This window comes from Geodermatophilus obscurus (assembly GCF_900115395.1).
In the GTDB taxonomy this organism is placed as follows: Bacteria; Actinomycetota; Actinomycetes; order Mycobacteriales; family Geodermatophilaceae; genus Geodermatophilus; species Geodermatophilus obscurus_B.
The window spans coordinates 83541-108503 of record NZ_FOWE01000005.1 but is presented as its reverse complement, the minus strand read 5'-3'; the positions used below and the strand labels follow the sequence as shown (position 1 = coordinate 108503).

The 24963-nt window shown below is 75.7% G+C and carries 18 protein-coding genes; 9 read left to right on the top strand and 9 right to left on the bottom strand.

Annotation, left to right across the window (positions count from 1 at the left end; genetic code table 11):
• Positions 1 to 4 precede the first annotated feature (4 nt).
• The 8 genes from BM165_RS11095 to BM165_RS11060 form a co-directional block, all read right to left on the bottom strand.
• The gene (locus tag BM165_RS11095) at positions 5 to 1477 is read right to left on the bottom strand and encodes a glycoside hydrolase family 43 protein (protein WP_075013616.1); all 1473 of its coding nucleotides are present in this window, start codon (positions 1475 to 1477) and stop codon (positions 5 to 7) included.
• Positions 1474 to 4104, bottom strand: coding sequence for a glycoside hydrolase family 78 protein (locus BM165_RS11090; protein ID WP_075013615.1), 2631 nt, complete (start codon positions 4102 to 4104; stop codon positions 1474 to 1476). Before BM165_RS11090 ends, BM165_RS11095 begins: the two co-directional genes overlap by 4 nt.
• A complete protein-coding gene (locus BM165_RS11085) occupies positions 4101 to 5030 on the bottom strand; it encodes an alpha/beta hydrolase (RefSeq protein WP_075013614.1) in 930 nt (309 codons plus the stop codon). The genes BM165_RS11090 and BM165_RS11085 overlap by 4 nt, the downstream gene beginning before the upstream one ends.
• Positions 5027 to 7702 carry a family 78 glycoside hydrolase catalytic domain gene (locus BM165_RS11080; protein ID WP_075013613.1) on the bottom strand — a complete coding sequence of 892 codons (2676 nt, stop codon included), beginning with the start codon at positions 7700 to 7702 and terminating at the stop codon, positions 5027 to 5029. The genes BM165_RS11085 and BM165_RS11080 overlap by 4 nt, the downstream gene beginning before the upstream one ends.
• Positions 7699 to 8721 (bottom strand): oligopeptide/dipeptide ABC transporter ATP-binding protein, encoded by a 1023-nt coding sequence (locus BM165_RS11075; RefSeq protein WP_075013612.1) that lies wholly within the window; start codon positions 8719 to 8721, stop codon positions 7699 to 7701. Before BM165_RS11075 ends, BM165_RS11080 begins: the two co-directional genes overlap by 4 nt.
• Positions 8718 to 10736 (bottom strand): dipeptide/oligopeptide/nickel ABC transporter permease/ATP-binding protein, encoded by a 2019-nt coding sequence (locus BM165_RS11070; protein ID WP_075013611.1) that lies wholly within the window; start codon positions 10734 to 10736, stop codon positions 8718 to 8720. Before BM165_RS11070 ends, BM165_RS11075 begins: the two co-directional genes overlap by 4 nt.
• Positions 10733 to 11674, bottom strand: a complete 942-nt coding sequence (locus BM165_RS11065) for an ABC transporter permease (protein ID WP_075013610.1) — start codon at positions 11672 to 11674, stop codon at positions 10733 to 10735. Before BM165_RS11065 ends, BM165_RS11070 begins: the two co-directional genes overlap by 4 nt.
• A gap of 89 nt (positions 11675 to 11763) precedes the next feature.
• A complete protein-coding gene (locus tag BM165_RS11060; protein ID WP_075013609.1) occupies positions 11764 to 13353 on the bottom strand; it encodes an ABC transporter substrate-binding protein in 1590 nt (529 codons plus the stop codon).
• Positions 13354 to 13539: 186 nt separating this feature from the next.
• On the opposite strand from BM165_RS11060, the gene BM165_RS11055 reads away from it, so the two are divergent.
• The 3 genes from BM165_RS11055 to BM165_RS11045 all read left to right on the top strand — a co-directional run bounded on the left by BM165_RS11055 (position 13540) and on the right by BM165_RS11045 (position 17198).
• Positions 13540 to 14343: an IclR family transcriptional regulator gene (locus tag BM165_RS11055; protein ID WP_075013608.1), complete on the top strand. Its 804-nt coding sequence runs from the start codon at positions 13540 to 13542 to the stop codon at positions 14341 to 14343.
• Positions 14344 to 14428: 85 nt separating this feature from the next.
• Entirely contained in the window at positions 14429 to 15406 is a 978-nt protein-coding gene (locus BM165_RS11050) for an alpha/beta hydrolase (protein WP_075013607.1), read from the top strand.
• Between the two features lie 73 nt (positions 15407 to 15479).
• On the top strand, positions 15480 to 17198 hold the full coding sequence (locus BM165_RS11045) for an IlvD/Edd family dehydratase (protein WP_208976714.1): 1719 nt from the start codon (positions 15480 to 15482) through the stop codon (positions 17196 to 17198).
• A gap of 164 nt (positions 17199 to 17362) precedes the next feature.
• Here the strand turns inward: BM165_RS11045 and BM165_RS11040 are convergent, their stop codons facing one another.
• Entirely contained in the window at positions 17363 to 18124 is a 762-nt protein-coding gene (locus BM165_RS11040) for a dihydrodipicolinate synthase family protein (RefSeq protein ID WP_075013605.1), read from the bottom strand.
• 145 nt (positions 18125 to 18269) lie between these two features.
• On the opposite strand from BM165_RS11040, the gene BM165_RS11035 reads away from it, so the two are divergent.
• The 6 genes from BM165_RS11035 (at position 18270) to BM165_RS11010 (ending at position 24923) form a co-directional block, all read left to right on the top strand.
• The gene (locus BM165_RS11035; protein ID WP_075013604.1) at positions 18270 to 18824 is read left to right on the top strand and encodes a quercetin 2,3-dioxygenase; all 555 of its coding nucleotides are present in this window, start codon (positions 18270 to 18272) and stop codon (positions 18822 to 18824) included.
• A gap of 68 nt (positions 18825 to 18892) precedes the next feature.
• The gene (locus tag BM165_RS11030) at positions 18893 to 19813 is read left to right on the top strand and encodes an alpha/beta hydrolase (RefSeq protein ID WP_244274169.1); all 921 of its coding nucleotides are present in this window, start codon (positions 18893 to 18895) and stop codon (positions 19811 to 19813) included.
• 183 nt (positions 19814 to 19996) lie between these two features.
• The gene (locus BM165_RS11025; protein ID WP_075013603.1) at positions 19997 to 21631 is read left to right on the top strand and encodes an FAD-dependent monooxygenase; all 1635 of its coding nucleotides are present in this window, start codon (positions 19997 to 19999) and stop codon (positions 21629 to 21631) included.
• A gap of 22 nt (positions 21632 to 21653) precedes the next feature.
• Positions 21654 to 22823 (top strand): glycoside hydrolase family 1 protein, encoded by a 1170-nt coding sequence (locus tag BM165_RS11020; protein WP_075013602.1) that lies wholly within the window; start codon positions 21654 to 21656, stop codon positions 22821 to 22823.
• Positions 22823 to 23677: a fumarylacetoacetate hydrolase family protein gene (locus BM165_RS11015; protein WP_075013601.1), complete on the top strand. Its 855-nt coding sequence runs from the start codon at positions 22823 to 22825 to the stop codon at positions 23675 to 23677. Before BM165_RS11020 ends, BM165_RS11015 begins: the two co-directional genes overlap by 1 nt.
• Positions 23667 to 24923, top strand: a complete 1257-nt coding sequence (locus tag BM165_RS11010; RefSeq protein ID WP_075013600.1) for a DUF3500 domain-containing protein — start codon at positions 23667 to 23669, stop codon at positions 24921 to 24923. Before BM165_RS11015 ends, BM165_RS11010 begins: the two co-directional genes overlap by 11 nt.
• Positions 24924 to 24963: the final 40 nt, after the last annotated feature.

The window sequence follows — 24963 nt, the reverse complement described above, 5'->3', positions numbered from 1 at the left end:
GGAGTCAGGCGGCGGCCGGGTCGTCGGCGCCGCGGTAGGTGGTCGAGCGGACGTGCAGTTCGCCGCGCGCGCACCAGACGCCGCCGAGCCGTCCGGTCATGCCGCCGGCGACCTCGGTGGAGACGTAGCGCCCGTCGAGGCGGCCCAGCTCGGCGAACCCGCCCACACCGACGAGGCCGGCCACCAGGACGTCGGGGGCGAGCGCCGTCGAGGAGAAGTGCCCCTCGCCGGGGAGCGTGCGGATCTCGAGGGTCACGTCCCCGGGGGCGACCTCCGCCTCGCCGAGCACGGAGCGCAGCGCGCCGACCTGGGCGACGGCGCGGACGCGGTCGCCGTCGACCTCGAGGTCGAGGTGGTGCCGGGCGTCGATGCGCAGGGACAGCCCGCCGACCCCGTCGGAGGCCCGCACGACGGCACGGAAGCGGGCGTCCTCGTGCTCCTGGCGGCGGCCCACGAACGCGAGGTCCTCCGACGCGGGGTCGGGGTCGGCCGCGGTCAGCCGCCAGCCGCCCTCCACCTGGGTCAGCAGCTCGCCGGGGAACCGCCGGGGCGCGACCCACGCGGGGCCGGAGAGGTCGTCGGCGACCTCGACGGTGCCGTCCGGCGGGGTCAGCCACTCCCCCAGCCGCGGCCAGCCGTCGACCCACTCGACCTCGGCGGCGAAGGTCTCCCGGCCGAGGACGTGGAACTGCGGGCTGGCGCCGCGCGGGCGCACGCCGTGGAAGACGACCGCCCAGCTGCCGTCGGGCCGCTGCACCAGGTCGGCGTGGCCGGTGTTCTGCACCGGCGACTCGACGCCGCGGTGGGTGAGCAGCGGGTTGGACGGGCACGGCTCGAACGGCCCGGCCGGCGACGGCCCGCGCGCGATGGTCACCGCGTGCCCGCGCTCGGTGCCGCCCTCGGCGATGAGCAGGTACCAGAGGTCGCCCACCCGGTAGAGGTGCGGCCCCTCGGGGAACCGCCCGCCGGTGCCCTGCCACAGCGGCCGCCGCCCGGTGAGCGCGGCGCCGGTGACCGGGTCGACGGCCTGCTGCACGAGCCCGGCCGGGCCGCCTGCGCCGAAGCCGGCGTAGCTGACCAGCAGCGTGCCGTCGTCGTCCCAGGCGAGGTCGGGGTCGATGCCGCGCACGCCGGTCATCCGCAGCGGGTCCGACCACTCCCCGAGCGGGTCCTCGGCCGAGACGAGCACCTGCCAGCCGCCGTCGGCGAGGTTGGTGGTGACCATCCAGAACCGGCCGTCGTGGTGGCGGATCGTCGGCGCGGTGATCCCGCCCGACCCGGGCGCGGCCGACAAGTCGAGCTGCGAGGGCCGGGCCAGCACGTGCCCGGCCTGCTCCCACGTCACCAGGTCGGTCGAGCGGTACAGCGGGACGCCGGGGGCGTACTCGAAGCTCGAGTGCACCAACCAGTACGTGTCGCCGACCCGGACCACGCTCGGGTCGGGGTGGAAGCCGGGGACGACGGGGCGCGGGGTCACGCGTGCGCGTCCGGGTCGAAGAACAGCGCCGGCTTCTCCACCGGGCGGGGCTCCTCGATCTCGCACGTGAACGCGTGCCGGCCGGAGCCGACCTCTCCCGGTGCGCTGCCGTCGGGCAGCACGACCTCCGCGGTCGTGTTCGGCGGGACGACGACGTCGAGCGCGAACGCCGTCCCGCCGGTCAGCGCCCACGACACCGACGCGGTGCCGTACGGCGTCTCGTGGGTGGCCGCCGCCGAGGTGAGCCCCGGCCCGGGACGGGGCTCCACCCGCAGCCGCCGGTAGCCCGGCGCGGCCGGGGCCAGGCCGGCGACCGTGCGGTGCAGCCAGTCGGCCACCGCGCCGAGCGCGTAGTGGTTGAACGACGTCATGTCGCCGGGGTTGACCGACCCGTCGGGGAGCATGGAGTCCCAGCGCTCCCAGATCGTCGTCGCGCCCATCGTCACCGGGTACAGCCACGACGGGTTCTCCCGCTGCAGCAGCAGCTCGTAGGCGGTGGCCAGCTCCCCGGCCCCGGTCAGCGCGTCGGTGACCAGCGGCGTGCCCAGGAATCCGCTCGCGATGTGGAACCCGTCCTTCAGCACCTGGTCGGCCAGCAGCCGCCCGGCGTGCCCGCGCTGCGCCGGCTCGAGCAGGTCGAACTCCAGGGCCAGGGCGTAGGCGGTCTGCGACGGGAAGGCGACCCGGCCGTTCGGGGAGACGTACTCGGCGCGGAACCGGGCGGCTGCCCGCTCCCCCAGCTCGGCGAACCGCGCGCCGTCGCGGCCCAGCACCTCCGCCGCCTGAGCGACCGTGCGTGCCGAGCGGGCCAGGTAGGCGGTGGCCACGCACTGCCACGGCGTCCGGGCGGCCGCCGGGTTGTCCGGCGGGGCGGCGGTGTCGAGCCAGTCGCCGAAGGAGAACCCGCCTCCGGGGAAGTCGAGCTCCTCCCCCGCCCGCGCGGCGAACGCGTCGATCCAGCCGGTCATCGACTCCCACTGGTCGGCGAGCAGCCCGGCGTCGCCGGTGCGCTGGTACAGCACCCAGGGGACGACGACCGCGGCGTCGCCCCAGCCGGTCTCGGCCTGCTGCGGGAACGGCAGCAGCGGCAGGAACGGCACGTACATCGGGACGACGCCGTCGAACTCCCGCTGCTCGGCGGCCAGGTCGGCCAGCCAGGAGCGCAGCATGCCGGTGGTGTCGTAGAGGAACGACGCGGTCGGCGCGAACACCTGCAGGTCGCCGGTCCAGCCCAGCCGCTCGTCGCGCTGCGGGCAGTCGGTCGGGATGTCGAGGAAGTTGCCGCGCATCCCCCACACGACGTTCTCGTGCAGCCGCTCGACGTCGGGGTCGGAGCAGGTGAACGTCCCGGTGCGCCGCAGATCGGTGTGCAGGACGACGGCCTCGAGGTCGTCGGCGGTCAGCTCGCCGGACCAGCCGGTCACCTCGGCGTACCGGAAGCCGTGGAAGGTGAACCGCGGCTCCCAGGTGCGCGGGCCGTTCCCGTCGAGGACGACGACGTCGGTCGCCCGCGCGGCGCGCAGCGGGCGGGTGCCGAGCTCGCCGTGCTCGAGCACCTCGGCGTGCCGGACGGTGACCTCGGTGCCGGCCGGGCCGTCGGGCAGGCGCAGCCGTAGCCGGCCGACGAGGTTCTGGCCGAGGTCGACGAGCACCTTCCCCGACGGTGAGGTGGACACCGACACCGCGGGCAGCACCTCGGTGCGTCGCACCGGCGGGCCGGTCGGGGCCACGAGCGTGGCGAGATCGAGGTCGCCGGCCTCGACCGGCGTCCAGTCCGCGTCGTCGAGGCCGGGCGCCGACCAGCCGGGCACCTCGCGGCGCAGGTCGGCGGTCTCGCCGGAGTAGAGGCCGGCGCGGGTCAGCCAGCTGGGCGCCGAGCGCCAGGAACCGTCGGTGGTGACCACCGTGCGCGAGCCGTCGGGGTGCTCGACCTCCAGCTGCGCGAACGCCCCGGTCCGGTCGCCGTACCAGTGCCGCTTGCCGGTGAAGCCGAGGTGGCCGCGGAACCAGCCGTCGGCGAGGTGCACGCCCAGGGCGTTGGCGCCCTCGGAGAGCAGCGCGGTGACGTCGTGGGTGCGGTAGCGGAGCCGGTGCCGGTAGCTGGTCCAGCCGGGCGCCAGCACCTCGTCGCCGACGGGCGCGCCGTTGAGCTCGGCCTCGAACACGCCCTGCGCGGTGGCGTACAGCCGGGCGCGGACGACCGGGGCGTCGAGCGTGAACTCCCGCCGCAGCAGGACGGCCGGCTCCTCGCCCTCGGGCAGCACCGGCCGGACCAGGACCGCCGTCCAGTCCTCGGGCTCGAGCAGCCCCGCCTCGACGACGACGTCCTCGCTCCACCCGGAGGGCTGCGCGTCGCCGGCGCCCCACACGCGGACGCGGACGGTGCGCCGCTCCCGGCTGGTCAGCGGCGGCGCGCCCCACGGCACGAGCACCGAGGTGTCGGAGTCGACGCGGCCCGACGACCACGCCGGCCCGTCCTCCGGCTCGACCTCCACCTCGTAGGCGGCCTGCCGCCAGTCCGGCAGCTCGGTCGACGTCACCCACGACAGGCGCGGTGCCGTCTCGCCGATGCCGAGCGGCTCGCGGTGGTGCTCGACGGTGACGGCGCCGACGGTCAGGTCGCTCACGCCCGTGCTCCGATCAGCGCGTCGGCGAGGTGGCGGACCGAGCGGTCGACGATCCCGTCGACGTCGTCGGAGCCCTGCCAGATGTGCCCGGCGCCGTCCACGGCCTCGAACTCGACGGGCACACCGGCCTCCCGCAGTGCCGCGGCCAGCTGCTCGCTCTGCGCGAAGGGCACCAGCCAGTCGGCCGTGCCGTGCACGAGGAGGAACGGCGGGGCGCCGGCGGTGACGTGGGTGACCGGGCTGGCGTCCGCCCGCGTGGCGTCGGTCAGGCCGGCGACCAGGTGCTCCTCCGGCGGGACGCGCAGCTCCTCGGGCAGCCGGTCGGCGATCTCCGGCGGCGGCGCCTGGCGCGGCATGGTGTCGAGGTCGGAGACGCCGTACCAGTCGACGACGACGTCGACCGCGCTCGACGGGCCGACGACGCCGACCGTGCCCTCCAGGTCGGCGCGGTGCCCGGTCAGGCCGACCAGCGCGGCGAAGTGCCCCCCGGCCGACTCCCCCATCACGCCGATGCGGGTGGTGTCCACGCCGAGCTCGCCGGCGAAGGAGCGCAGGTAGCGGACCGCGGCCTTGGCGTCGTGCAGCTGCGCCGGGAAGGGCGCCTCCAGCGCGAACCGGTAGTCGATCGTGGCGACGGCGAGCCCGGCGGCCAGCAGCGCGTCGAAGACCTGGCCGGGACGCAGGGTCTCGGGCAGCTCGCGGCGGTCGCCGATCATCCAGGCGCCGCCGTGGACCCACACGACCAGCGGCGGGGGTGCCGGGGTGTCGGGGACCCACACGTCCAGCTGCAGCGGCCGGTACCCGAAGGCCACGGCGTAGGTGACGCCGGAGAAGTGGCGGGCGCCGTCGTCGCGCCGGGTGGCCGGCGGCGGCGGCAGGAACCGGGCGGGCCCGGCCCACTCGTCGGGAGGGGCGGTGGCGGTCATCGGGTGCTCTCCGTCGGGTCGGTGCTCGTGAACTCGTGCCGGCCGGGGCCGGCGGTCGTGGTGGTGCCGTCGGGCAGGACGACCTCGGCCTGCGTCCCGGCGGGGACGACGACGTGCAGGCGGAACGTGTCGCCGTCGAGCCGCCAGGCCGACTCGATGCGGCCGTACGGCGACTCGTGCGCGGCCTCGGCGGAGGACAGCCCGCCGCCGGGACGCGGCCGGACGCGGAAGCGGCGGTACGCGGGCTCGACCGCCTCGATGCCGGCGACGTACCGGTGCAGGAAGGAGACGACGGCACCCTTCGAGTAGTGGTTGAGCGACTCGTGCGGCACCCCGTCGGCGTCCACCCCGTTCCAGCGCTCCCACACCGTGGTGGCGCCGCGGTCGACCATCGTCAGCCAGGACGGCTCGGTGTCCTGCAGCAGCAGCTCGTACGCCACGTCGAGGTGCCCGGCGTCGGCGAGCACCGGCAGCAGGTACGGCGTGGCGAGGAAGCCGGTGCCCAGGTGGGTGCCGGCCTTGCGGAGCAGCTCGACCAGCCGCTCGGCGACGGCGGGGCGCTGCCCGTCGAGGACCAGGTCGAAGGCCAGGGCGCGCACGTGGTCGGCCTGGGTGTCGGGCACCAGGCGGCCGTCGTCGTCGAGGTACTCGGCCCGCCAGGCGGCGCGCGCCCGGTCGGCGAGCTCCAGGTACCGCGCGGCGTCGTCGTCCCGGCCCAGCACGGCGGCGACCCGGCTCGCGAGCCCCGCGCTGTGCGCGAGGTACGCCGTCGCGACGTGCCCCTCGTCGGACGCCACGAAGGCACCGAAGTCACCGACCTCCTCCCCCGGCACGAGCCACTCGCCCCAGTGGAAGCCGGTGTCCCACAGCCACTGCTCGTGCGGCGCGGGCCCGGGTCGGCGCGCGGCCCGCGCCGGGTGGCGCTGCTCGCGGGCCGTCCGCTCGGCCCGGTCCAGCCAGCGGACGATCGTCGGCCACAGCTCGGCGAGGACCGCCGTGTCGCCGTAGGCGCGGTAGAGCTCCCACGGCACGATCACGGCCGCGTCGCCCCAGCCGGCCGAGCCGTTGAGGAAGGACACCGGGCTGTCCCTGCCCTCCGAGCGCGGCATCGGGCTGACGTTGGCGACCGTGCCGTCGGGCCACTGGTCGGCGGCGACGTCGCGCAGCCACTTGGTGGAGAAGCCGGCGACGTCGTACAGGAAGGCGGCGGTCGGCACGAACAGCTGCCAGTCGCCGGTCCAGCCGACGCGCTCCCGGTGCGGGCAGTCGGTGGGGACGTCGCAGGCGTTGCCGCGCAGGCTCCACACCGCCGCCTCGTGCAGGCGGGTCACGCGCTCGTCGCTGCAGGAGAACCAGCCGGTGCGCCGCATGTCGGTGTGCACGACGACGCCGCGGACGTCGTCGGGGGTGAGGTCGGCGGGGTGGCCCTCCACCCGCACGTAGCGGAAGCCGTGGGTGGTGCGCCGCGGCTCGAAGGCGTCGCCGGGGACGCCCGCGCTCACGACGGTGTCGACCTGGCCGGCCGGCAGCGGGTACGGCAGGAAGGGCACCGCCGGGCAGAGGTGGTCGGTGGTGACGTCGCCGTCGGGGCCGAGCCACTCGCCGTGGGTGAGGGTCACGGTCGTCCCGGCGGGGCCGAGGTCGGTCAGCCGCACCCACCCGTTGACGTCCTGCCCGAGGTCGACCACCTGCCGGTCGGCGTCGAGCCGGGTCACCGACACCGGGACCAGCTCCGCCACGCGGCGCACCGGCGGCGCCGGCGAGTCGACCAGCCCGCCGAGGCCGTGCTCGACCACCTGGACGGCGTCCCAGCCGGAGTCGTCGGAGCCGGGCGCGTCCCAGCCGCGGGGCAGCCGGCGCAGGTCCCAGCGCTCCCCGGCGATCAGGTCGGCGGCGACCACGTGGCCGGGCGCGCTGCGCCAGTCCGGCCCGGTGCCAACGACGGTGACCGTGCCGTCGTCGTGGGTCAGGTGCAGCTGCGCGAGGACGGCGGTGCGGTCGCCCCACTGGTCGGCGGCGCGGGTGATCCCGATCTGCCCGCGGAACCACCCGTCGGCGAGGACGACGGCGAGCGCGTTGCGGCCCGGCCGGACGGCGTCGGTGACGTCCAGCGTCTGCACCTGCAGCCGGGCGTCGTACTGCGTCCAGCCGGGCGTGAGCTCGGCGTCGCCGGCCCGCTGCCCGTTGAGGAACGCCTCGTAGAGCCCCTGGGCCGTGGCGTGCAGCCGCGCCGCGACCACCGGCCGGTCGACGTCGAACTCCCCCCGCAGCAGGGCCGCCGGCCGCTCCCCCGCCGGGCCGCCCGGCATCCGGCCGGGCTCGATCCAGGAGGCCTGCCAGTCCCCGGCCGACAGCAGGCCGGTCTCGAACCAGGCGGGCTCGGACACCGGGCTCTCGCCGAGGTCGGTGCGGACCTGCACGCGCCAGTGCACCCGCTGCGACGACCCGGGCGCCGGGCCGGCGTAGGGCACGAACAGGTGCCCGCAGTCATCCACCCAGCCGGTGTCCCACCCGTCGTCGGAGGTCAGGCGGTACGCGACCTGCTCGCGGGCGCCGTCGGGCAGCTGCCAGGACAGCCGCGGCGCCGTCGTCCGGATGCCGAGCGGCTCGTCGAGGTGCTCGACGCGGAGCGGGTGCGGCGCCCCCGACCCGTCGTGTGCCGCGGCCGTCACAAGGCCGGGACGCGCTCGGCGTGGTGGCAGGCGGCCTCGGTACCCTCGACGAGCCGCAGCGGCGGCCGCTCGGTGACGCACACGTCGGTGGCCAGCGGGCAGCGCGGCACGAACGGGCAGCCGGTGGCCGACGGCGCGGCGGCCCCCGCGGTGCCGAACCCGGCGGCCTCGCGGGCCGCGCGGCGGGCGGCCTGCTCGGCCGGGCGCGGTACGGGCGCGGCGGCGGTGAGCGCCACGGTGTACGGGTGCCGGGGCGCCCGGCTGACCGCCTCCACCGGCCCGGTCTCCATGACCTGCCCGCGGTAGAGCACCACCGTGCGCTGCGAGAGGAAGCGGACGACGCCGAGGTCGTGCGCGATGAACAGGAACGCCAGCCCACGCTGGTCGCGCAGGTCGGCGAGCAGGTTGAGCACCTGCGCCTGGGTGGACAGGTCCAGCGCGCTGACCGGCTCGTCGAGGACGACGACCTTGGGGTCGCACACCAGCGCCCGGGCGATCGCGATGCGCTGGCGCTGACCGCCGGAGAACTGCGACGGGTAGCGGTCCACCGCGTCGGCGGGGAGCCCGACCGACTCCAGGCCGGCGCGCGCCTTCTGCAGCGCCTCCGGGCCCTTGACCCCCATCAGCCGCAGCGGCTCGACCAGCGTCTGGCCGATGGTGCGCGCCGGGTTGAGCGAGGAGTACGGGTCCTGGAACACCACCCGCAGGTCGGCGACCAGACGGCTGCGCTGCTTGAGCGACATCGCGGTGATGTCCTGCCCGTGCAGCTTCACGGTCCCGGACGTCGGCGGCTGCAGCCCAAGCACCGCCTTGCCGATCGTCGACTTGCCGGAGCCGGACTCCCCGACCAGGCCGACGGTCTCGCCGGGGGCGATGTCGAAGCTGACCCGGTCGATGGCCGGCGGCGCCTGCCGTGCCTTGCGTCCCGAGCCGTAGCGGACGACGAGGTCGCGGATCTCCAGCGCGGGGACGCGGACGGTGGCGGAGAGGGCCGTGGCACCGGCGGGGGCGGTGGTCATGAGGACACTCCAGCGACGGGGGCGGGCGGTGCGAGCGGCGACGCGATCTCGTCGCCGGCGTGCTCGGGCTCCCACACGGCGTGCTCGCGGGAGAGCTCGTCGACCCGGGTGCAGAGGACCGACCCCTCCCCGTGGGCGGGCAGCACCGGGAACGGCACCGTGCACTTCTCCTGCACGAACCGGCAGCGGGTGGCGAACCGGCAGCCGGTCGGCCAGGAGCCGGGCGGGGGGACGGTGCCCGCGATCGAGGCCAGCCGCTCGGGCACCGGCTCGCCCTCGGGCACGTGCGGGTTCGCCCCGAGCAGCGCCATCGTGTACGGGTGCGCGGGTTCGTCCAGCACGGCGGCGGCGGTGCCGGCCTCGACGACCTCGCCGGCGTACATGACCGCCACCGAGTCGCAGATGTCGGCGACCACGCCGAGGTCGTGGCTGACGATGACGACGGACAGGCCGGTGTCGCGGACCAGCGCGCGCAGCAGTGACAGGATCTCCGCCTGCACCGTGACGTCGAGCGCGGTGGTCGGCTCGTCGGCGACCAGCAGCTCCGGCTCACCGGTCAGCGCCAGGGCGATGCAGACCCGCTGCGCCATGCCGCCGGACAGCTGGTGCGGGTAGCTCTTCAGGACCCGCTGCGCGTCGACGATGCCGACGTTGCGCAGCAGCTCGGCGGCGATCCGCTTCGCCTCCGAGCGCCCCACCCCGCGGAAGCGGCGGATCGGGCCGACCAGCTGGGTGGCGATCGAGAACATCGGGTCGAGGGCCACCATCGGCTCCTGGGAGATCATCGCGATCTCCCGGCCGCGGACCCGGTCGATCTCGGCCTCGGACAGGCCGGCCAGCTCGCGGCCCCGCCAGCGGATCGAGCCGCCGGTGACCGAGACGCCGTCGGGCAGCAGCCCCATCAGCGAGCGGGCGGTCATCGTCTTGCCGCAGCCGGACTCGCCGACCAGGCCGAGGACCTCGCCCTTCCGCAGCGAGAACGAGACGCCGGTGACCAGGTCCGGGCCGTCGTCGACGGAGACGGTGAGGTCCCGGACCTCGAGGACGGCGGCCGGGTCGGCCGGGGCGCCGGCCGGCACGGCGGCGGCCGCGACGGCCCGGCGCAGGGGGCGACGGCGACGGCCGGTCCCGCGAGCGGCGGCGGCCTTGCCCGCCAGGGCGTCGGCGAGCTCGTTGGCCGCCACGACCGTCAGCGCGAGCACCAGGCCCGTGGGGACCATCAGCCACGGTGACGTGTAGATGTAGCCCGACGCGTCCTGGATCATGAAGCCCCAGCTGGGCTCCGGCTCGCCGGGCCCGAACCCGAGGAAGGCCAGGCCCGCGACGATCAGCAGGCCGATGCCGAACAGCTGCGCGGCCTGCACCGCCACCACGGTGGCCATCGAGGGCAGCACGTGGACGAGGTTCACCCGCAGCGAGCCCAGGCCGTTGACCCGGGCGGCGTCGACGTAGAGCCGCTGCCGCACCGACTGCGCCACCCCGAGCAGCACGCGGTAGACCGCGGCGGAGATGAGCACACCGAGGACCGCCATCACCGGGTAGAGCCGGTTGCCGATCACGCCGATGAGCGCCAGCAGCAGGATGGTCGCCGGCAGCGCGAGGAAGACCTCGGTGACCCGGCTGATGACCCGCTCGACCCGGCGGCCGCGCTCGGCGGCGATCAGCGCGAGCGGCAGGCCGATGCCGAAGGCGACGACGAGCATGAGGGCCGAGGACAGCAGCGGCAGCGACCCGGCGCTGAAGATGCGCGAGAGCAGGTCACGGCCCAGCGGGTCGGTGCCCAGCCAGTGCTCGGCCGAGGGCAGCGCGAGCCGGTTGGCGGTGTCCTGCTGGCCGGGCTCGAACGGCCGCCACAGCGACGCGGTGAGCGACGCCACGATGACGAACGTCAGCCAGGCGGCGCCGAAGACCCCGCCGGGACGGCGGAGGAAGCCGGGCAGGCCGCGACGGCGCCGGGCCGGCGGGACGGGCTCGGTGGCGACCTCGTCGGCCGCGTCGAGGGGCAGCACGCTCATGGGGTCCGCACCTTGGGGTCCAGGGCCGCGACGACGAGGTCGAGCAGCAGGTTGGTGACGACGACGACCACCGTGGCCACGACGACGACGCCGACCAGCGCCGGGAAGTCGCTCGAGGACGCGGCGACCTGGCTGGCCTGGCCGAGGCCGGGCAGCGCGAAGAGGTTCTCGATGATCACCGAGCCGCCGAACAGCGCGATGAACTGGATGCCGAGCGTGGAGACCACCGGCACGCTGGCGTAGCGCAGCGCGTGCACGTACCGGATCCGCCACCGGGGCGTCCCCATGGCCCGGAGGGTGCGGATGTGCTCCTGGGTGAGGGCCTCGCGCATGCCGGCCGCGGCGGTGCGGGCGATGATCGCGGCACCGCCGACGGCCAGGGTGAGCACCGGGATCGCGATGCTCGTGGCCCACCCGAGCGGGTCGGAGGAGAACTCCGTGTAGCCGGTGGCGGGGAACCACCCCAGCTGCAGCGAGAGCAGGTAGACGAAGAGGATCCCCACCCAGAAGGCCGGCAGGGACAGGGCGACACCGCTGCCGGTGGTGATCAGCCGGCCCAGGCGGCCGCCGCGGACGGCAGCGGTGACGCCGAGGAAGACCCCGACCAGGCCCGAGAGCAGCGTGGCGAACAGGGCGATCGAGGCGGTCACCGGCAGCCGGTCGGCCATGTCGGCGGCGATGTCGCGACCGTCGACGAGCGAGGTCCCGAGGTCGCCCTGCACGAGCTGCCCCACGTAGTCGGTGAACTGCACCCAGAGCGGACGGTTCCAGCCGAGGGCCTCGTTCTCCGCGGCGACCTGCTCGGCGGTGGCGCCCGCGCCGGCGCGCACGGCGCCGGGGGTGGTGTCGCTGGCGTGCACCAGCAGGAAGACGATCACGACCGCTGAGAGCACGGTGCCGACCGCCAGGGCCAGTCGCTTGGCGACGTAGGCGAGCATCTCGGGTCCCTTGTCCGTGGGTGCCGTGTCAGGAGGGCGAGGAGGTGGCCGGTGGCCGCAGAGGGGTCCGCGGCCACCGGCCGGCGGCCTCAGCTGGCCGGCTGGATCTGCGACAGGACCAGGTAGGCGTTGGTCCCGGCGAAGGACGGCTCGGCGACCGACTCGGCGTTGTAGCCGGCGTAGACGAAGTCCTCGTACACCGGGACGAACCAGCCGTTGGCCGTGATGGCCCGGTTGAGGTCGGTCAGCGCCTGCTCCTGGGCGTCACCGGTGGCACCGAGGGCAGCGCCGAGCGACCCCTCAATCTCCGGCTCCTCCGCGCCCTGCATGTTCATGAAGCCGCCGTAGAGCACACCGGCGACGAAGCCCGCCGGGTTCGCACCGACGGTGAAGGGGCCGAAGATGACCGGGTCGGTCCGCACCGCGGCGAACACCTGGTCGGTCGACGTCGCGTTGACGAAGTTCAGCCGGATGCCCACCTCGGCCCACTGGCTCTGGATGGCGACGGCGTCCTCCTCCGGCTGGCCGAGCACCGTGTAGTTCACGTCGAAGCCGTCCGGGAACCCGGCCTCCGCGAGCAGCTCGCGGGCGCGGTCGGGGTCGTACCCGAACTCCTCGTCCAGCGCCGGGTCGAAGCCGGGGGCGCTCTCGGGGAACAGCTGCGAGGTCGGGCGCGACCCGTCGTGCAGGTCGGCGACGAGCGACTCGCGGTCGGTGGCGTAGATCATCGCCAGCCGGGCCTGCTCGCTGGCGAAGGCGGGGTTGGTCGCGCCGGTCTTGTCGGTCACGGGGAAGCCGACGATGGTGCCGCCGACGCTCACCGTGCTCTGCCGCTCCTCGACCAGGTCGATCGTCGTCGGGTCGAGCACGGTCGCGACGTCGGCCTGGCCGGACACGACCGCGTTGGCCAGCGCCTGCGGGTCGGTGATGACGTCGAAGACGATCGTGTCGTAGGTCCACTCGTCGGCGGCCCACGCCTCGTCGTTCTTGTCGAGCGTGTAGGTGCTCGCCCGCGTCGTCTCGTCGGTGTTGAGCGTGTAGGCGCCCGAGCCGTCCGGCGTGGTCTCCAGCGACGTCGGGTCGGCGATGCCGGCCGGGCCGACGATGACGCCGGCGGTGTCGACCAGGTTGCTGTCGGGCCGCGCCTGCGGCTGGGCCCAGGTGATGACCACGGTCTGCGGGTCCTGCACCGTGACGTCGGTGATCTCGCTGGCCCCGCCCGGCGCCAGGGCGCCGTAGGCCTCGAGGTCGGGGTCGCTGCGGCGGTCGAGGTTGGCCTTGACCAGCTCGGCGTCCAGCGGCGAGCCGTCGGTGAAGGTGACGCCCTCGCGCAGGGTCAGCGTGGTCTGGGTGTTCTCCGCGTCGTTGGCGAACTCGGTGACCAGGCTGGGCGCGACGGTGCCGTCGGCCTGGGTCACGAAGAGCGCGTCGTAGAGCGCGGAGAAGAAGGTGAACTGGCCCTGCGAGTACAGCAGCGGGTCGTAGCCGGTCGGGGCCGCGTCCGCGTCGTAGGCGAAGGTCAGCGTGCCCTCGGCGCTCGCGGAGCCGGCGCCGCCACCGCCGCCGTTGCCGCCGCAGGCGGCCAGCGTGGTGGCGGTCGCCAGCGCGAGGGTCACCGCACCGAGGCGGGCGCGCAGCGGTCGCGTGGTCCGGCGCGACGAGAGGGTGCTTCTGTTCATCGTGTCCTGGCTCCTCATCCTCGACGGACGCGAGGGGTCTGGACGGCCGACCGGCGGCCGTGCGGGCTGCTCGGCCCGGCTGACGTAGACGATGAGGACGACCGGGATGTGGCGTCAGGCACGATGCCGTTGAATGGAACGCGAGTGTGGTGCAGGCCTCATCAGTGACCGGGAGGTGACCGGCGGGTGACCGACGTCCCCTCCCCCGCGCCGAGGGTCCGCGGCCGCCGGCCGCCGCAGGGCGACCCGGTGGTGGACCGGGCCCTCGCCCTGCTGGCCGCCTTCGACGCCGCCCGCCCCGCGCTGACCCTCGGCGAGCTCGCCCGGCGCAGCGGCATCCCCACCAGCTCGGCGCTGCGCCTGGCCGGGCGGCTACAGGCGTGGGGGGCGCTCGAGCGCGGCGCCGACGGCCGGTTCACCGTGGGCCTGCGGCTGTGGGAGGTCGCCTCGCTGGCCCCGCGCGCCCGCGGCCTGCGGCAGGTCGCCATGCCGTACATGGGCGACCTGGAGGAGGTCACCCGCCAGCACGTGCTGCTCGCCGTCCGCGAGGGCGGGGACGCCGTGCTCGTCGAGCGGCTGTCGGCGCACGCCGCCACGCCGGTCCTCTACCAGGTCGGCGGCCGGCTGCCCCTGCACTCCACCGGCGTCGGGCTGGTGCTCCTGGCCTACGCCGACCCGGACGTGCAGCAGGAGTACCTCGCCCGGCCGCTGCTGCACGAGCCAGAGCGGGTCCCGGTGTCGGAGGCGGCGCTGCGCCGCACGCTCGCCGACGTCCGCCGGGAGGGGCTGGCCCACTTCCGCCGCAAGGTCCCCAACCCGCTGGTCTCCGTCGCCGCTCCCGTGTTCGACGCCCAGGACCGGCCGGCGGCGGCGCTGTCGGTGGTGGTGCCCGAGGAGCGGGCGGACGCGCGGCTGCTCGGTCCGGCGGTGCGCACGGCGGCGCGGGCCATCTCCCGCGAGCTCGGCGCCCGGCGGCCGCTCGGGCGCTAGCGGCGTGCCGCCTGATGGCACGGGCATGGCCTGACGGCGGTCCACCTGCCGAGGGTGGCCTGGCTCACCCCTGTCTGGAGGAACCGTGCCGATCCACCCCGCCATCGCCGCGAACCTGCCCCTGCTCGAGGGCATCGAGTCCTTCGAGAAGGGGCTCGCCGACCCGGAGCAGCGCGCCCGCCTGGACGCGTTCCTGTCCATCGCGGGCGCGCCGGCGCCACCGGCCGTCGCGACCCGGCCGGCGTCGGCGCCCGGACCGCACGGCGACGTGCCCGTCCGCGTGTACGAGCCCGACGGCGGCGGCACCGGGCGGCCCTGCTTGGTCTGGCTGCACGGTGGCGCCTTCCGCATGGGCGACCTCGACATGCCCGAGGCCGACTGGACCGCGCGGCAGGTGTGCCAGCGGGCCGGCGCGGTCGTCGTGAGCGTCGACTACCGGCTCTGCGTCGGCGGCGTCACCTACCCGGTCCCCCACGACGACGCCGTCGCCGCCGTGCGCTGGGTCCGCGACTCGGCCGACGCGCTCGGCGTCGACCCCGGGCGCATCTCCGTCGGAGGCGCCAGCGCGGGCGGCAACCTGGCCACCGGCGCCGTGCTGCGGCTCCGTGACGACGACGCCTGGGTCCCCGCGGCGCTCGTGCTCGCCTACACGACCCTGCACGCCGTCGTCCCGGCCCCGTCGACGGCGCTCGCGGCGCTGATGACCGAGGTGCCCCGGCTGCTGCGCTTCCTGCCCGAGGACCGGGCGTCGATCTCGCGCAACTACCTGGGCGGGCCGGAGAGCCGGGCCGACGGGTACGCGATGCCCGCGAACGCCGTCCTCGACGGGCTGTGCCCGGTGCTGCTGCTCAACGCCGAGTACGACGACCTGCGCGCCTCGGCCGAGGCGTTCACCGCGGCGCTGGCGCTGGCCGGCGTCGACGTCCGGCAGGTGCTCGTGCCCGGGATGCTGCACGGCTTCCTCAACCTGCCGGCGGATGACGTCGAGCCGGTCGACGCGGCGCTGGACCTGGTGGCCGGCGTCGTCCTCGGCACCGGGCGGAGACGAGCGGCGGCCGGCTGACCCGGCCCGGTGCGGACGGCGGCCCACACGGTGGGTGCGCCGGGCTGGACCGCCGTCTCGGCCGGGCACGAGGATGGCGGCCGTGACCCTCCGCAGCGCGCAGTGGTACTCCGGCGACGTCCGCAACGCCTACATCCACCGCGCCTGGATGCGCCGCGGCGCGCCGGACGACGCGTTCGGCCGCCCGCAGATCGCCATCGCGAACACCGCCTCCGACCTCGTGCCCTGCAACCGCCACCTCACCGAGGTCGCGGCCGCCGTGCGCGACGGCGTCCTCGCCGCGGGCGGCACCCCGCTGGACCTGCCCGTGATGGGGCTGGGCGAGACCCAGGTCCGGCCCACCGCGATGCTCTGGCGCAACCTGGCCGCGATGCAGATGGAGGAGGCGTTCCGGGCCAACCCGGTCGACGGGCTGGTGCTGCTCGGCGGGTGCGACAAGACGATCCCCTCGCTGCTCATGGCCGCCGCCTCGGTCGACCTGCCCGCCGTCGTCGTCCCGGGCGGGCCGATGCTCACCGGCACCTTCCGCGGGGTGCCGCTGGGCTGCGGCACCGACGTCTTCCGGCTCTCCGAGGAGGTCCGGGCGGGCACGCTGTCGGCGGAGGAGTTCGCGCGGTCGGAGTCGGCGATGATCCGCAGCCGCGGGCACTGCAACACGATGGGCACCGCCTCGACCATGGCGGTCGTCGCCGAGGCGCTGGGCACCGTCGTCCCCGGGGTCGCCGGCATCCCCGCCGCGGACAGCCGCCTGCTGGAGGCCGCGCACGGGACCGGCCGGCTGGTGGTCGAGATGGTGGCCGCCGACCGCCGGCCCTCGACCCTCCTCACCGCGGGGGCCTTCGCCAACGCCATCGTGGCGCTGGCCGCCGTCGGCGGATCGACCAACGCCGTCGTCCACCTGCTGGCCATCGCCGGCCGGCTGGGGATCGACCTGACGCTCGACGACTTCGACCGCATCGGCTCCGGCGTGCCGGTGCTCGTCGACCTGCTCCCGGCGGGGCGGTTCCTCATGGAGGACCTCCACCGCGCCGGCGGCCTGCTCGCCGTGCTGGCCCAGGTCCGCGACCTGCTCGACCCGACCGCGCTCACCGTCACCGGCGAGCCGCTGGTCGACGCCCTCGACGACGCCCCGGTCTGGGACCCGCAGGTGATCCGGCCGCGCGCGGAGCCGCTGGTCGAGCACGGCGGCATCGCCGTCCTGCGCGGCAACCTCGCCCCCGACGGCGCGGTGGTCAAGCCGGCCGCGGCCTCACCGCACCTCATGCGGCACCGCGGCCGGGCGGTGGTCTTCGACTCCATCGAGGACTTCTCCGCCCGTATCGACGACCCCGGCCTCGACGTCGACGCCGACTCCGTGCTCGTCCTCCGCGGCTGCGGCCCGCGGGGCTACCCCGGCATGCCCGAGGTCTCGAACATGCCGCTGCCGCGGAAGCTGCTGGAGCAGGGCGTGCGCGACATGGTGCGGGTGTGCGACGGCCGGATGAGCGGCACCGCCTACGGCACCGTCGTCCTGCACGTGGCGCCGGAGGCGGCCGCCGGCGGCCCGCTGGGCCTGGTGCGCACCGGCGACGTCGTCACGCTGGACGTCGCGGCGCGGCGGATCGACGTCGAGGTGCCGGACGACGAGCTGGCCCGGCGCCGGCCGAGCGAGGCGACCGTCGCCGGCTTCGCCGCCCCCCGGCGCGGCTGGGAGCGGCTCTACATCGACCACGTGCTGCAGGCCGACACCGGCGCGGACCTGGACTTCCTCGTCGGCTCGAGCGGGTCGGCGGTGAGCCGCGAGTCGCACTGAGCGCGGTCGCGATCCCGATGGCCTGACTCCGCGCCCCGGTCCGCTCCTCGCTCGTTCCTCGCTGCGATGCTCCCGAGGCTGTCGTCAAGCGATCCCGATGGCCTGACTCCGCGCCTCGGTCCGCTCCTCGCTCGTTCCTCGCTGCGATGCTCCCGAGGCTGTCGTCAAGTGCCCATCCGGGTGACCACCGACGTGCCGAAGCGCTCCGCGGCCGCCCGCTTGTAGCCCGCCGGGAAGTCGGCCGAGGCGCTGCGGTCGACCGCCGCGAGCCGCACCTGGGCGTCCGCGTCGCCGCCGGCCGCAGCCACGCACAACTCGGGGGCGGCGTTGGCGGCGGCCACGAGCGCGCCGGCGGCCCCGATCGCGCCGCACAACCCGACCAGGGACGCCGCCCCGGTGTAGAGGTCGCCGGGGAACACCTCGCGCTCGTGCAGCAGCCGGCCGGCGTCGCCCGAGCTGTCCTTGAGCCCGGACACGGGGAGGCCGGGCAGCAGGTCGACGGGGATCCCGGGCGCGGAGGCCCCCGGGAAGTGGTAGGCCAGCAGCGGTCCGGTCGCCGCCTCCGCCACCGCCTCGTAGTACGGCCGCGGGTCGGGGACCCCGGGCGGTGAGAGCACCAGGACGGCGTCCGCGCCCGCGGCGAAGGCGCGCCCGGTCAGCTCCGCCGCCTGCCGGCCGGTGGCTGCGCCGGTGCCGGCCAGCACGGGCACCTCCGCCGGCAACGCCGCCCGCACCGCGCCGACGAGCGCGTCCCGCTCCCCGGCGGTCAGGGCGGCCGCCTCCCCCGTCGTCCCGGCGACGAGCACGCAGCGCACGCCGAGGCCGGCCAGCCGCGCCGCCAGGTCGGCGGTGGCCGGTGCGTCCAGCGTCCCGTCCTCGGAGAACAGGGTGACCAGGGCGACGCCGACGCCGGTGAACAGGGGCATGCCCGCATCCTGCTCCTGCGGACGCCCGCGGGCCCGGCCTGGTCGCCGCCGGAGGTTGGTTGCCGCTCAATGGCACGGTGCTGGGAGCACGTGACGGCGGTCACCCATGCTCGGGGGGTCAGCGCCGACCAGACCGGGAGTCCCGATGAGCTTCGAGTACCTGATCGACCCGGAGAGGGGCCCGCAGTGGCAGGGCGTGCTGCCGGGCAAGCCGGTCCCCTACGTGCTGCGCCGCGGGGAGGGCGAGCACGCGATGCTCTTCGGCGACCTGTTCACCGTGCTGCTCTCCGGTGACGAGACGCAGGGCCAGTTCGGGATCATCGTCAGCGACTCCCCCGCCGGCGACGTCATCCCCACCCACTCGCACAACGGCACCCACGAGACCTTCTTCGTCCTCGACGGCCGGGTGCGGCTGTTCTTCGAGGACGCCGAGGGTGTCAAGCAGTCGCAGCTGCTCGGTCCCGGCGACTTCGGCTACGTGCCGGCCGGGTTCGCGCACGCGTACCAGATCGTCGAGGACGCCCGGATGATGGGCACCCTCTCCGGTGGCTTCGAGCGGTTCTTCCAGCACATGGGCCAGCCGACCGACCACCCGACGAAGGACCAGCCGCCCTTCATCCCCGATTTCCCGCGCATGCAGGCGGCCGCGCAGCAGCACGACATGCAGTTCATGCGCGACTTCACCTGGCCCGACGCCTGATCCTGCAGCCGTCGCACCCCCGCCGGGCGCGGTCCCTCCGGACCGCGCCCGGTCCCGTGAGGAGAGCCGTGCCCACCCCCGCCGTGCCCACGCCCGCCCCGCCGCTCCCGCCGCCGGCCCACGCCGCCCCGCTGCCCCCGGCCGCGCCCGGCCCGGACGGCACGCGTCTGCTGGCCGGCGTCCCGTTCGCGGCGACCCCGGGCGTCCGCCCGCTGGAGCTGGACCTGTACCTGCCGCCCGGCGAGGGCCCGCACCCGGTCGCGCTGTTCCTGCACGGCGGCGGCTGGCGGCTGGGCAGCCGGCACTCCGGGGGCCCCGCCTTCCCCGGCCGCACGCTGTTCGAGCGCGCCGCGGCCGCCGGGATCGCCGTCGCCAGCGCCGACTACCGGCTCACCGGCGAGGCGGTCTGGCCCGCGCAGCTGTCCGACGCGAAGGCCGCCGTCCGGTGGCTGCGCGCCCGTGCCGGCGAGCTCGGGATCGACCCGGACCGGGTCGCCGCGTGGGGCGAGTCGGCCGGCGGGCACCTGGCCGAGCTGCTCGGCCTGGTCGACGACCCGGCGCTGGAGGGCGACGTCGGGGTGACCGGACCGTCGAGCGCCGTCGTCGCGGTGGCCGCCTGGTACGCGCCCAGCGACGTCGCCGCGGTCGCCGTCGACACCGGCGCCGACCCCGCCGACGCGACCACCCGCGAGGCCCGGCTGCTCGGGGCGGCGCCGTCCGCGGTGCCGGAGCGGGCCGCCCAGGCGAGCCCGGTCACCCACGTGCGCCCGGGCGCCCCGCCGTTCCTGCTGCTGCACGGGCGGGCCGACCGGTTGGTCCCCTGCGTGCAGAGCGAGCGGCTGGCGGCGGCGCTGTCGGCGGCGGGCGGCGACGTCGGGCTGCACACCTACGACGCCGCCGGCCACATGTGGCTGGGCGCGCCGGAGACGGCCGCCGATGCCCTCGACCGCACCGTCGCCTTCCTCCGCGCGCGCCTGCCGGTCGGGTGATGCGAGACGGCTCAGGGCCGTCTGCCGCCCAATGGCAACGCCGTAGGTCGGGGTGACCTGCGCCACCGATGCTCGACGTGTCCGGAAGCGGCACCCGAGCCCGCCGGCCGGCCCCGATCCCCGCACCCTCTCGCCTCTCGCACGCGACAGGACGGCGGCACCGCAGTCCCGACAGGAGTCCCCGTGTCCCACGCCACCGCCCCCTCCCGGGTCCCGGTCCTCGTCGCCGGCGGCGGCCCCAGCGGCCTGGCCGCCGCGATCGAGCTCGGCCGGCGGGGCGTCGAGGTGCTCGTGGTCGAGCCCCGCACGACGCTCGACCCGCTGCGCCCCCGCGCCAAGACCACCAGCGTCCGCACGATGGAGCACCTGCGCCGCTGGGGCCTGGCCGGCAGGCTGCGCGCCGCCGCTCCCCTGCCGGTGACGCACGCCCAGGACGTCGTCTTCTGCACCGGCCTGTTCGGCCACGAGATCACCCGCTTCCCCGAGGCCTTCGGGCTGTGGACGCAGCCGCGCCAGATCGCCGCGGAGTCGGGTCAGCAGGCGCCGCAGCCCGACGTCGAGGTGCTGCTGCGGGCGGCCGCCGCAGACCTGCCGTCGGTCACCCTGCTGGTCGGCTCCCGGGTCACCGCGGTCACCGACGGGCCGGACGAGGTCCGCGCCACGGTCGAGGGCCCGGACGGCGCGACCGCCGACGTCGTCGCGGACTACCTGCTGGGCTGCGACGGCAGCGGCGGGATCTCCCGCCGCGCGATCGGCGCCCGCTACGAGGGCTCCTCCGGCGCGCTGCCCAACCTCAGCGTCACCTTCCGCTCCCGGGCGCTGGAGGAGCGGCCGCTGTGCGCGCTCGGCGTCCACTACTGGGTCATCGGCACCGAGCGCGGCGGGCTCATGGGCCGCCTCGACCTCGACGGCACCTGGTGGGCGATCGTCCAGGGGCTGGACACCGTGGCCGCGGACGCCGACCCCGTCGCGCTGGTGCGGGCGATGGTCGGCGACGACATCGACGTCGAGGTGCTCGCCACCGACCCGTGGCAGGCCCGGATGCTGCTCGTCGACCGCTACCGGGGCGAGCGGGTGTTCCTCGTCGGCGACGCCGCGCACCTCAACCCGCCGTGGGGCGGGCACGGGTTCAACACCTGCGTCGGCGACGCGGTCAACGTCGGCTGGAAGCTCGCGGCCGTGCTGCGCGGGTGGGCGCCGGCCGCGCTGCTCGACAGCTACCAGCCCGAGCGACGCCCGGTGGCGCAGCGGACGATCGCGGCGGCCGGCGGCCAGGAGGCCTTCCTCGCCCCCGCCTTCTCCTCCCGCGACCTCGACGACGACGGCCCCACCGGCTGGCAGCTGCGGGCGGCGCTGGCCGAGGCGCTGCAGGTCAAGGACCCCGAGTTCCACAGCCTGGGCCTGGTGCTCGGCTACGACTACCCCGACTCCCCCGTCGTCGTCCCCGACGGGGAGGCGGTCCCCGAGCCCGCGCTGGCCACCTTCACCCCGTCGGCCCACCCCGGCGCCCGGCTGCCGCACGCGTGGCTGGCCGACGGCGACTCCCTCTACGACCGGCTCGGCCCCGAGCTCAGCCTGCTGCGGCTGGACGCCGCCGCCGACCCGGCGCCGCTGGCCGGTGAGGCGGAGCGCCGGGGTGTCCCGCTGACCGTGGTGGACCTGGCCGGGGTCCCGGGGATGCACGGGCTCATGGGCGGGGACCTGGTGCTCGTCCGCCCCGACCAGCACGTCGCCTGGCGCGGCCCGGCCGTCGCCGACCCCGCCGCGCTGCTCGACCGCGTGCTGGGCGTCCCCGTCCCGGCCTCCGCCGCCCGCTGACCCCACTCCGAGGAGACGACCGATGACCACCTTCCCCGACGGCTTCCTCTGGGGCGCCGCCACCGCCGCCCACCAGGTGGAGGGCGGCAACGTGAACAACGACCACTGGGAGATGGAGCACGCGGCGCACTCTCCGTTCCACGAGCCCAGCGGCGACGCCTGCGACTCCTGGCACCGCTGGCCCGAGGACCTCGACCTCGTCGCCGGTGCGGGCCTGACCGCCTACCGGTTCAGCCTCGAGTGGAGCCGCATCGAGCCGGAGGAGGGCGAGGTCTCCCGGGCCGCGCTCGACCACTACCGCCGCATCGTCGACGGCTGCCGCGACCGCGGGCTGACGCCGGTGGTCACCCTGGTGCACTTCACCCAGCCACGCTGGCTGCTCCACGACGGCGGCTGGACCGGGCCGAAGACCGGCGACCGGATCGCCCGCTACACCGAGACCGTGCTGCCGGTGCTCGCCGACGCCGAGTACGTGGCCACGCTCAACGAGCCCAACCTCATGGCCGCGCAGCCGGTGATGGGCGCGATGGCCCGCCGCGGCGAGGAGATCAAGGGCCTGCCCCGCCCCGACCAGGAGGTCGCCGAGGCGCTGCTGGGCCTGCACGCCCGGTCGATGGAGGTGCTGCGCGGGAACGTGCGCAACGCCGGCCTGACCCTGGTCGGCCGCGAGCACATCGCCGAGGAGGGCGGCGAGGAGCACCTGCGGGCCGAGCGCGCCGCCTTCGAGGACCAGTTCCTCGAGGCCGCCCGCGGCGACGACTTCGTGGGCCTGCAGATCTACACCGCGGCCCGCTTCGGCCCCGACGGGCTGATCGCGCCGGCGCTGGAGGTACAGACCCTCGCCCACGGCATGGAGCGCCGGCCCCAGGCCCTCGGGGCCGCCGTCACCCGCGCCGCCGAGGTGCTGCCCGGGATGCCGCTGGTCATCACCGAGAACGGCATCGCCACCGCCGACGACGACGACCGCATCGCCTTCACCCGCGACGCGCTCACGTCCCTGGCCGCGGCCATCGACGGCGGCGCCGACGTCCGCGGCTACGTGCACTGGTCGCTGCTGGACAACTTCGAGTGGATGCTCGGCTACCTGCCCACCTTCGGCCTGGTCGCCGTGGACCGGCAGACCTTCGCCCGCACGCCCAAGCCGAGCCTGGCGTGGCTCGGTGGGGTGGCCCGCCGGAACGGGCTCGCCTGATGCGGGTCGTGGGGATCCGCCGGCCGGGCGCGACCGGCGTCAAGGTGGCCGCCCTGTCCGACGACGGCGCCGCGGTCACCGTGCTGGCGCCGCTGGAGGAGTTCTGGGCCGACGCCGCCGCGTGGCTGTCCCGCGAGCCGGACGGCGAGACGGTGCCGACCCGCGAGGTCGAGTCCGTGCCGCCGGTGATGCCCGGCGCGCGGGTCGTGTGCATCGGGCTGAACTACCTCAAGCACGTCGCCGAGGGGTCCTTCGCCGGCGAGGGCGTACCGCCGTACCCGACGCTGTTCGCCCGCTGGACGCAGTCGCTGACCGTCGACGGTGCGGAGATCCCGGTCCCCGCCGACGAGGACGGCCTCGACTGGGAGGGCGAGGTCGTGGCCTGGGTCGGGTCCACGCTGGTCGACGCGACGCCGGACGAGGCACTGACCGCCGTCGTGGGGTACTCGACGTTCAACGACGTCACCTCGCGGCGGGCGCAGAAGCTCACGTCGCAGTGGATCCTCGGGAAGAACGGCGACCGGTCCGGGCCGCTCGGGCCGCTGGTCCCGGCCGCGGACGTCGGCGACCTGCGCGAGGGCCTGCGGGTGCGGACCCGGGTCAACGGCGAGACCGTCCAGGACGGCCGCACCGACGAGATGGTCTACACCGTCGGCGACACGCTCTCCCTGATCAGCCGCACCTTCACGCTGCGCCCGGGCGACCTGCTGGCCACCGGCACGCCGTCCGGCGTCGGCTACGCCCGCACACCCCCGTGGCTCATGCAGCCCGGCGACGTCGTCGAGGTCGAGGTGGACCGCCTGGGCGTGCTGACCAACCGCGTCGTCGGAGGGGAGGCCCGCCGTGGCCGGTGAGTTCCGGCGGTACCTGTTCCCCCACGACCACCCGCGGCTGGCGGAGGTCCGCGGGCTGGACCCCCACACCTACGGGGAGTTCGCGCGGAAGCCGGGCACGTTCACCGGCGGGCTGGTCGAGGGCTGGGCCCCGCTGTACCTCGCGCCGTTCCGCGGGGTCACCGAGGACGGGTCGCTCCGGGAGGGGCAGTACCCGCTGACGCCGGCCGCCCCGGGTGAGGAGGCGCCCGTCGCGGCGATGGTCGCCGCCGCCGAGGCGCTGCTGGGCCTGCTGACGCCGGAGGACCGGGAGCGGGTGGCCTTCGCCGTCGACGCCCCCGAGTGGCAGACCTGGGCCAACCCGGAGTTCCTGCAGTTCGACACCGGCCTGCGCCTGGAGTTCCAGCCGCCGCAGGTGCGCGAGGCCGCGCTGGCGCTGGTCCGCGCGTCGCTGTCACCCAAGGGCGCCGACCTGGTGCACGCCGCGATGCTGGTCAACGGCTTCCTCGGCGACGTCGTCGACCTGCCCACGCTGCTGGGCGAGTGGAGCTACAACCTCGCCCTCTACGGCAACCCCGACCTGCGGGCGCCGTGGGGCTGGCAGCTCTACGGCCACCACTGCGCGGTCAACGTGCTCGTCGTCGAGGGCCGGATGGTGGTCTCGCCGGTGTTCGTGGGCGCCGAGCCCGACGAGATCGACGAGGGCCCGCACGCCGGGATCTCCGGCCTGTTCGCCGACCGGATCGCGGCCGGCCTAGCCGTGATGGCGGCACTGACGCCGGAGCAGCGCGACGCCGCCACCGTCTACCGCGAGATGGTCGACCCGGCCATGCCGCCCGGCCGGGTGCACCCCGGCGACGAGCGGCACCTGGCCGGCGCCTTCCAGGACAACCGCGTCATCCCGGTGGAGGGCGTGCGGTGCGCGGAGCTGTCGGCGGAGGCGCGGGCGCGGGTGCTCGACGTCGTCGCCACGTTCGTGCGGCTGCTGCCCGAGGGACCGCGGGCGGCGCGGCTGCGCGAGGTCGAGGCGCACCTGGACGAGACCTGGTTCTCCTGGATCGGCGGTTCCGCACCCGGCGACGTCTTCTACTACCGCGTGCAGTCGCCGGTCGTCGTCGCCGAGCTCGACCACCACTGCGGCGTCTTCCTCGACCACGACACCCCGCAGCCCTTCCACGTGCACACCGTGTTGCGCACCCCGCACGGCAACGACTACGGCCGCGCCTGGGTGCGGGAGTGGAGGTCCCGCCACGATCAGGTGACCTGATCGTGCGGCGTCCTCCCTCACGGTGGGCGGTGAGGGAGGA